Origin of the sequence: Ureibacillus sp. GCM10028918 (assembly GCF_042666115.1) — a bacterium.
GTDB lineage: Bacteria > Bacillota > Bacilli > Bacillales_A > Planococcaceae > Ureibacillus.
In genome coordinates this window covers 33,666-42,823 of record NZ_JBHTFK010000018.1, presented here as the reverse complement: position 1 = coordinate 42,823, position 9,158 = coordinate 33,666, and the positions used below count along the sequence as shown (strand labels likewise).

At 37.7% G+C, this 9,158-nt stretch carries 6 protein-coding genes; 2 read left to right on the top strand and 4 right to left on the bottom strand.

The genetic code is table 11. The features are described 5' to 3' along the window. Window positions 1–854 precede the first annotated feature (854 nt). Window positions 855–2,696 (bottom strand): DNA ligase D, encoded by a 1,842-nt coding sequence (locus tag ACFQU5_RS15165; RefSeq protein ID WP_390289476.1) that lies wholly within the window; start codon window positions 2,694–2,696, stop codon window positions 855–857. 101 nt (window positions 2,697–2,797) lie between these two features. Between ACFQU5_RS15165 and ku the strand changes: the two genes are divergently transcribed. Further along, window positions 2,798–3,637 (top strand): non-homologous end joining protein Ku, encoded by an 840-nt coding sequence (gene ku, locus ACFQU5_RS15160; RefSeq protein ID WP_390289474.1) that lies wholly within the window; start codon window positions 2,798–2,800, stop codon window positions 3,635–3,637. Window positions 3,638–3,808: 171 nt separating this feature from the next. On the opposite strand, the gene ACFQU5_RS15155 is transcribed toward ku, so the two are convergent. Continuing rightward, complete coding sequence (locus ACFQU5_RS15155; protein WP_390289472.1) at window positions 3,809–4,846, bottom strand: PTS sugar transporter subunit IIC; 1,038 nt, start codon at window positions 4,844–4,846, stop codon at window positions 3,809–3,811. Between the two features lie 279 nt (window positions 4,847–5,125). Between ACFQU5_RS15155 and ACFQU5_RS15150 the strand changes: the two genes are divergently transcribed. Continuing rightward, a complete protein-coding gene (locus tag ACFQU5_RS15150) occupies window positions 5,126–5,497 on the top strand; it encodes a DUF423 domain-containing protein (RefSeq protein ID WP_390289469.1) in 372 nt (123 codons plus the stop codon). Window positions 5,498–5,545: 48 nt separating this feature from the next. Here ACFQU5_RS15150 and guaD read toward each other — a convergent pair whose 3' ends face one another. Then, window positions 5,546–6,904, bottom strand: coding sequence for a guanine deaminase (gene guaD, locus ACFQU5_RS15145; RefSeq protein ID WP_390289466.1), 1,359 nt, complete (start codon window positions 6,902–6,904; stop codon window positions 5,546–5,548). Between the two features lie 142 nt (window positions 6,905–7,046). After that, complete coding sequence (locus tag ACFQU5_RS15140) at window positions 7,047–9,008, bottom strand: methyl-accepting chemotaxis protein (protein ID WP_390289463.1); 1,962 nt, start codon at window positions 9,006–9,008, stop codon at window positions 7,047–7,049. Window positions 9,009–9,158 lie beyond the last annotated feature (150 nt).

The window sequence follows — 9,158 nt, the reverse complement described above, 5'->3', positions numbered from 1 at the left end:
TTTCATAGGTGTGATGAAGGACGTTTTGGTATTGGTGCGAGAGTGAAATGTCTTTCATAGGTGTGATGAAGGACGTTTTGGTATTGGTACGAGAGTGAAATGTCTATCATAGGTGTGATGAAGGACGTTTTGGTATTGGTACGAGAGTGAAATGTCCTTCATAGTGTGATGAAGGACGTTTTGGTATTGGTACGAGAGTGAAATGTCTATCATAGGTGTGATGAAGGACATTTTGATATTGGAACAGGAGGGAAATGTCTTTCATAGGTGTGATGAAGGACATTTTGGTATTAGTACGGGAGTGAAATGTCTTTCATAGTGTGATGAAGGACGTTTTGGTATTGGTACGGGAGTGAAATGTCTTTCATAGGTGTGATGAAGGACATTTTGATATTGGAACAGGTGTGAAATGTCTTTCATAGGCGAGATGAAGGACGTTTTGGTATTGGTACGGGAGTGAAATGTCTTTCATAGGCGAGATGAAGGACATTTAGATAATGAAGCAGGAGTAAAATGTCTTTCATAGGCGAGATGAAGGACATTTTGGTATTGGTACGGGAGTGAAATGTCCTTCATAGTGTGATGAAGGACATTTAGATAATGAACCAGGAGGGAAATGTCTTTCATGGGCAAGATGAAGGACATTTAGATAATGAACCAGGAGGGAAATGTCTTTCATAGGCGAGATGAAGGACATTCTGATAAAGAACCAGGAGGGAAATGTCTTTTATGGGCAAGATGAAGGACATTCTGATAAAGATCCAGAAGGGAAATGTCTTTCATTGGTAAAATGAAAGACATTTCAATCTATTTAATCCCGTGAAAAGTCTCCTTCTCATAAATAACACTACACTTTATTTCTTCTTCGTTAACTGCACTAAGGTTGTAAGCACAGCTCCAAACGGCTGTGTTTCACCAACAGCATAAAAGTCCTGAAACAAGTCCCCCTTAGTTTTTATGCGTTCCAATACAGCCGATATCGTAAATGTTTTGGGGCTTAAACTACTGTTTACCTCTTGCCATTCTAAGGGAGTTGCTATTAAGCCATGTTCATTTCCTCTTGGCGAATAGGGGCTGACAATCGTTTTTCCTTCGGCATGCTGAATATAATCTAAATATAACCGGTTTTCACGGTTTATTTTCATTCGCTCGATTGTAAACCATTTTGGATTTTGTTCTACTAAAAAACGGCATACAAACTCTGTGAAAATTCTTGTTTCATCAAATGTAAACGTATCCTTTGGGAGTGGAATATAAATTTGTAACCCTTTGCCGCCAGATGTCTTGATAAAGGATTGTAGATTGAATTTATCAAATATGGCTTTCATACTCAGTGCAGCTTCAATCGCTAATGAAAAATGATCAACAGAAGGTGGGTCTAGGTCAAATACAATTTCTGTAGGGTATTTTGTATCAATGGTTCTAAATGGAATATGGAACTCAATTGCCAGTTGATTTCCTAACCACAGCAGCGTCTTCATATCATTACAAACGATATATTCGATGTCTTCCTCAACACATGTTTCGATAAAGCTTGGTGTGTACTCGGGGGCATTTTTTTGATAAAAGCTTTCACCAGGTACACCATGGGGAAATCGGATTGATGTTAATAAGCGATTTTTTAAAAAGGGTAAAAAGAATGGTGCTATTTCTTGAAGATAATAAATATAATCATCCTTAACTAAACCAACGACTGGCCAAACAGGTTTATCTGGATGAGTAATCGCCACCGATTCAGGTACTGGATTTAGCCCCCTCAACATTCTGCTCCAAGTCACTTCAGTCGGGTCTACGTCAAACCGAAAAGACTCAAAGCGCGGTTCCCTCAACTTTTTTCCATCAAAATCAATACATGCCACATCTATGCATATAGAAGGAGGAAGTGTCCAAGTTGTAGTGGAGGTTTTCGTGCCATTCGTTTGAAAGAAGGACGCAAGTGTTTGCAATTCTTCATCGGCAAGACCGTGACGGAAAGTGGTGATTTCTATTATTTCATCATCAGAATAGACGGCTCCGTTAAAATAACCGTTTGTCTGATCAAATTGAGTTAGAATGATTGTTACGATGCGCCAGTTTTTCACTTTTAACCAAAGGCTTGTCCTTTTTCCACTCTCCCAAAGACTGCTTTTTTTCTTGGCAACCATTCCTTCTCCATTCCACTCTTTTATTCCATTCCATAGCGCTTCACTATTATTAAATACCTCAACTAATTGAAGACTGCCCTTATTCTTAGAGGATGGAGAAAGTGGTAGCAGAAGGCTTTTAAACAAAGAATGTAGTTTGTTTTTACGCACTTCGAGAGTTGTTTGCGTAAGATCTTCGCCTTTTAATTTTAGTAGATCAAATGCCATAAAATTACAGGGGAATTTTTCGCTTGATTCACTAACTGTCTTGTTAGTACGCATCCTTCCACGAGACTGGACTGTTGAGAAATCACTTTTATAGTCATTCTGCAAATAAACAATTTCACCATCTAAGGCGATTGGCAGATAGGAAGAGATTTGATCTCTTATATCATGGCAAAATTGCACGATTTCAGGAAAATACTCTGTTAATTCTTTGTCATTTCGACTGACTAAAGTTACGCCATTTGTGTCCCATTCTAAAATACATCGAAATCCATCATACTTTACTTCATATATCCAATCGTTATTAGTCGGGACAGTGTTTGCCGAAGTTAAGAGCATCGGTTTCATGTTAAAGACCTCTTTTTTTGGTTAGTTTTTAACTTATTTAAATGGTTATACATAGTTAACCGTTGGAATCGTCATAATAAGAAAAAAGCAGGTGACGAAATTTGCATACAGTTTGGAAAGGCAGTATTAGCTTTGGACTTGTCAATATACCAGTGAAGCTTCATACAGCAACTGAAAATAAAGATGTTAAACTTAGGCAGCTCCATAAAGAATGCAACAGCCCGATTAATTATCAAAAGGTTTGTCCAATATGTGATAAGGAAGTCCAAAGTGAAGATATAGTAAAAGCATATGAGTATTCAAAAAATAAATTTGTTGTATTAGATGAAGAAGAGCTTGAAAGGCTACGAAAAGAAAATGAAGACAAAGCAGTAGAAATTATTGAGTTTGTGAAGCTAGAGGAGATTGACCCCATCTATTTTGAAAGAAGTTATTTTTTGGCCCCAGACGCTGGTGGGGGAAAGGCCTATGCACTTTTACGGAAGGCATTAAGTGATTCAGGAAAAATTGGCGTTGCGAAAATAACAATTCGCTCCAAGGAACAGCTAGCCATTGTTCGAGTCTACGGAGAAACTTTAATAATGGAGACAATTCATTTTCCTGATGAAGTGCGAAGTTCAGGGGAAGTTCCCAACATTCCAAGCGAAGAAAAAGTCACTGAAAAGGAACTCGATACCGCATTAATGTTAATCGAACAATTGACAGCAAAATTTGAACCCGAAAAGTATCAGGATGATTATCGAACTGCTTTACTCGAATTAATTGAACAGAAGAAAAATGGTGAGTTAACTGTAACCGTAAGCGATAAGGAGAATATTGTTCCATCTGATATGACCGATCTAATGGCAGCTTTACAAGCATCTCTTGATAAAACATCTACTACCAAAAAGAAAACGACAACAAGAAAGCGGAAGACAACAGCAGAGAAGAAAGAAGCTTAATTCCGGATAAATTCCGGCTGCGGTTTCTCTATTGAACTGCTTTCTATATATAAAATGAATGCGAACAAAAAACACAACTCGACCATTATTTGGCTCAAGTTGTGTTTTTCATTATCATTAAGGTCTTCCAGCGCTTGAGGGCGATAAGCAGGACGCTTCCCGCTTTTGTTCTCAGTCAAAGTCTAATTTATAGTCTTCATCTTTAATAAGTTTCAATTTCTTTTTAAATACATAGATAAAGATTAAATTCAGGATGAGTGGAAGGACAAAGAACATGCTTAGCATAATGGCGATGTTGGGTGCAGACCAACCACCATCAGCTAAATTTATATAATTTAACGGTCCAACTAAGCCGGATAAACCAAATCCTGCACTATAAGGAGTTCCTTGGACATTGAATACACCAGCAAGTCCACCAAGTATGGCAGCGGTTATTAACATAGGGATTGCAATGGTTGGCTTCATAAAGAAGTTTCGCATCTGAATTTTAGGTGACCCTAAAACATGTGCCAAAGCAGTACCCAATGAATTAACTTTTAGACTTGCTAAGAATAATCCCATACCAACTGCACAGATACCTAAATTCGCAGCGCCAGATCCAATACCTGACAGCATGATAACCGTAGCGATCCCAACTGTTGAAATAGGTGAGATAATTACAACTCCAAAAATTACTGCTAATAATGCCCCCATTAAGACAGGCTGCAGACCTGTTAAGTAACCAACCACTTCACCTACTAGACCAGCACTTGTTTTTACGTAAGGTAAAATCATGTACCCTATCATACCTGGGATAACTACTGATAACATCGGCATTAAAAGAATGGAATACTCCTTCAATTTTTCACCCACAAGTTTAACAAATAGTACAGCAAGAGCAGCTGTTAAACCTGAGTTTAGTGTTACACCTATGCCGTTTAAAGTAAATAGGCCTTCAGCGGTTTTCATAATCGCACCACTTCCTATTACAGTGGCAATCCCAACACACGCTGTTTGAATTTGAGTTAGTTTGAATTGCATACCTACCAAAATACCAGTTAACAGAGGAAGCATACTCATGATCACGACTGTTGCATCAACCAGATGTTGAAGTGCCGGAACGGAAGGTATGATTAATTTTAATATTTCACCAAGTAAAGCATTAGGGATTAGAGCGACAACGATGGCAATACTCATCCCGGTTAAGAGTTTACTAAAGAAGTCTTTCATATGTATAACCTCTTTCTATGATCATTATAGTTTTCCAGTATGTAGTAAGTAATTATATATGTATAACAATTCAGAATCAACAAAAAGTTTAACGCTTCAACGCGTTGAACTAATAAATTTCAGCTAATTTAACTTAATCCTAAGGATTGTAAATACTATAGGACTGGCGGGATATTCTTAGATTCGTAGCTTCTCTAACATATTTAGCATTTTTATTGTAATAAGTGTAATGAAAACTATATAGTAGAATGGTTAAATACATAAAAGGAGCGTTTATATATGAACGTCTTATTAGTTATTGGCGCAATTGTAGCTTTTTTAGGAGTAGTACTCGGTGCATTCGGGGCTCATGCTCTAAAAGATAAGTTTCCCGAGCCGCGTTATGAACAAATCTGGAATACAGCGGTCCAATATCAAATGTACCACGCATTAGGATTAATACTGCTAGGCATTCTTTCAATGGATGCCTTATTAGGAAGCTCTAGTTTATTATCTTGGGCAGGGTATTTAATGTTTGCGGGAGTTGTGTTCTTTTCAGGAAGTTTGTATGTTCTGTCTGTAACTGGAGTTAAAAAGTTAGGGGCGATTACACCAATTGGTGGTCTATTATTTTTGGCAGGTTGGATCCTGGTATTTATTGAAGTAATTTAACCAAGAAAAGGAGTGGTGTCCAATACCGAGCACCCTCCTTATTTTTTTCTATCGCTGATGCACTTTTTCTCCTTGTACCCATACTTCACTTATGTTTTCTGGACGAGCTAGGTACAGTATTTTCTGGAAGACATCTTCTAATGGATCGTTGAATATAGGTAGTTTTGCAGAAGGGAGGGTGGTATTAATAACTTGTACATCCCACGCATAATTTTCTTCGATTCTACCTATTGGTAAGCTTAAGGACTCTCCACCACCAGCCGTAGCAAAGTAGAATGCTTCATTTGTAGTTAGGCGAGAAGAACAGACGCCTCTTTTGTCAGCAGAAACCGTTGTATCTACACCTTCCTCCAGCATTCTTGAAGAAATCACAGCCTGTCTGATGTTATCGAAAAGGCTGGGTGAGAACCCTCCGGAGACGTCCGTGCCTAAACCAACATCAACACCTAAACCACGAATATGCTTAGCAGGCAACACACCATTAGAGAAGAAGACATTAGAAATCGGACAATGAGCGACTGCTGTGCCAGTTGCTGCAAACAGTTGTGCATCTTCTTCGGCTATGAAGTTACAGTGAGCCATAATGGATTTTTCTTGTAGTAATCCGAACTCATTTAATGCAAATGCATCATGTCGGCCAAAACGGTCTATTGCGTAGCCATGCTGCCAATCACTTTCACTGCAATGGGATTGAATATGGGTGTTGTATTTTGCTGCAAGTTCACCTAACCCCTGTAAAGCCTCATCTGTACAGCTTGGTATAAATCGTGGCGTCACAACGGGATAAATTCCTTGTTTTGTTTGTTCGTTTAACTGCTGAACCTCGACTATAAATTCTTCTGTTTCTTTAATGGCTGTCTCTGTATTGGCATCCCGGTAATAATCTGGACATTGATCGACGTTATCCATGACTACTTTTCCCACCAGGCCACGTTGTCCGAGCTTTGCACAAAGTTTGGCTAATAAGAGACTCGCTTCTTTATGTACAGTTGCGAAATAAAGTACCGTCGTCGTTCCGTTGGCAAGTAAGGTTTTAACTAAATCTTCATAAACGTTTTGTGCAAAATTTATATCCGAAAACTTTGATTCAACAGGGAATGTATACGTACTTAACCAATCTTCCAGTGGCAGGTCGAGGGCTGTGCCAGTTTGAGCCCATTGGGGGGCGTGGACATGTAGATCAATAAATCCTGGCAATAAATACTCACCTTCTGCTAAATAATGAAAATTTTCTTTTCCTTCATATTCTTTTAGTAAAAATTCGTATTGCTCATCCTCAGGAGAAACCAACTGTTCAATGATTCCGTCTTGATTAATACAATAGAGGTAGTCTTTTAATATAGTTATTTCTGAAAAACTCTTGCTGGAAAATGAAGTTCCTTGGAAAACATGTGCGTAATTTATCATGAATGAGCCTCCTTGATTGAAAATTCGGAAAATTTTACATATTGATATTATAGTAGAAAACAATATAGGCGTCTAACAAATATTCTCTAAATAAAACACAAAACACCTTTAAGCTCTCCAGCTAGCTTAAAGGTGTTTGATATTATAGTTTAAAAAGATGGACTAAATCTTTTAATTCATCGGCAAGAGAGGCAAGTTGTTCAGTGTTGTTTGAAATTTCTTCAATCGAACTGTTAAATTCTTGTGTTGTTGCAGCTGTTTGTTCCACCGCGGCAGCCGTCTCCTCCGAAATTGAGGCGATTTGTTCAATAGAATTGTTCATTTGCTGTGTGCGAGCGACATTATCCTCTAAATCATTCGTGATGTTGCCAATACTTTCTACCATAGTAGAAATTGATGTGTGGATTCTATTGAACGTTTCACCTGTCGATTGGATAAGGGAAGAACCTTGTTGAACTTCTTTATATCCATTTTCGAGAGATGATTCAACAAGATGTGTTTCATTCTGAATAGAAGTAACAATCTTCGTAATATCCTTAACCGAATTTGAAACTTGATCAGCTAGTTTTCTTACTTCCTCTGCAACCACTGCAAACCCTTTTCCATGCTCTCCAGCTCGAGCTGCTTCTATTGCAGCATTCAATGCGAGAAGGTTTGTTTGAGTTGCAATCTCTTCAATCATTAAAATTAACTTTGAAATTTCTTTCGTCTGTATTTCCAAGCCTGCCATTTTATGAACCGCTTCTTTCATAACTTGATTAATTTTCATCATTTGCCCATCAGAAGTATGCATTTTTTCTTTTCCTTCAGTGGCTAATTCAAGAACTACCTTTGTTGATTCATTTACTTCATAACCTGTTTGACAAGTTTTTTGAATCCTCATAGTGAAATCATTTGTATTTGAAGCCAAGTCGGCAATATTACCCGCCTGACTATCTGAACCAATTGATATTTCAGTCATAGTAGAAGAAATTTGCTGTGACCCTGCTTGTATTTCGTCTGCGGCTTCTTTTAGATCGGCACTTTGTCTCGCAACATGAAGGGAAGATTGAGATACCATTAAAATTGTTTCGTAAAGTGTATTTTTCATTAGATGCATAGAATTCAATAATTGGCCAAGCTCATCTTTCCTCCTGCTTTGTTCAGTTTCAATGTTCAAGTTACCATGGGAAAGTTCATTTAATGAATTTGCAAGTTGAACAATTGGTTTCGAAATTGTGCCACTGAAGTAGACTGCTATTATAAGAACGATAAGTATTGTTCCTATCATGACAAGAGTGGCAATGAGTAGCAGTTGATTCTGAACTTGCTGGATTATTGAAATGTCTTGCTTAACACCAATTCCACCGATAATTTCACTTCCGGTTGGGTCATACATGGGAATTATTGATTCAATTGTATTATTCAACTCCAATATAGGTATCTCACCATTACCTATTTGAGCTAATGTGTTTTCTGAAAGTGTTGATTCTTGACCTGCTGGGTTGGAAGAATAAATCGTAGTGCCCTCCGGATTATATAAACTTATTGTTACACCATCTAACTGTTCACTTAACTGTTCCAGGAAAGTGCTTTCAACACTTGTTTGTAGAGTACCGACTACAGCATCACCTGCTAATACCGGTGCGAAGGCTCTAACAGAAAGACCACTTTGCCCCACTTCAAAACCAGAAATCGATTGTCCATTTAAGGCAGCTTGTATGGCTTGTAGATCGCTTTTGTCATCACCGTGTTTTTCAGGGTTATGTGCTCTTAAAAAGACAACTCCGCTCTTATCACCAATTTCGAAAACAGACAGATTGTGTTCTTCCTGTAATCGAGGGAAAACTTCATTAACAGCCTTTAACAACTGTTCACGACTACCTGATTGAAAGCTGGAAATCAGTTGTTCGTTTTGTGAGTAGGAGTTTGTTATTTTCAATAGATCCCGAGAGACATTCTCTAATTCACTCTGGACATTATGTATCATCTTATCTTGTTGATTTTCTGTTAAATCAGAATAACCCTTGGCAGTTACGAAGAAAATAATCGTAGTTATTAAAATTAAGGGTACTATAGATAAAGCAAGTAATATTGAAGTTAATTTCATCTTAATAGTTTTCACTTGATGCCTCCTAATGATGTGCAACACTGGATGTACATTTATGCTAAGTACAATTTTGCATACAAAAATTAAATTAACATAATAATGTTCTCAAATGATAGGTATCGTTTAAAATTTACAAAAATGAAACAAATCTTATTTGATGCTGTT

Excerpts from the sequence above, each read along its gene's own strand:
- ACFQU5_RS15165 (WP_390289476.1), bottom strand. The coding sequence starts at position 2,696 with ATGAAACCGATGCTCTTAACTTCGGCAAACACTGTCCCGACTAATAAC.
- ACFQU5_RS15155 (WP_390289472.1), bottom strand. The coding sequence starts at position 4,846 with ATGAAAGACTTCTTTAGTAAACTCTTAACCGGGATGAGTATTGCCATC.
- ACFQU5_RS15150 (WP_390289469.1), top strand. The coding sequence starts at position 5,126 with ATGAACGTCTTATTAGTTATTGGCGCAATTGTAGCTTTTTTAGGAGTA.
- guaD (WP_390289466.1), bottom strand. The coding sequence starts at position 6,904 with ATGATAAATTACGCACATGTTTTCCAAGGAACTTCATTTTCCAGCAAG.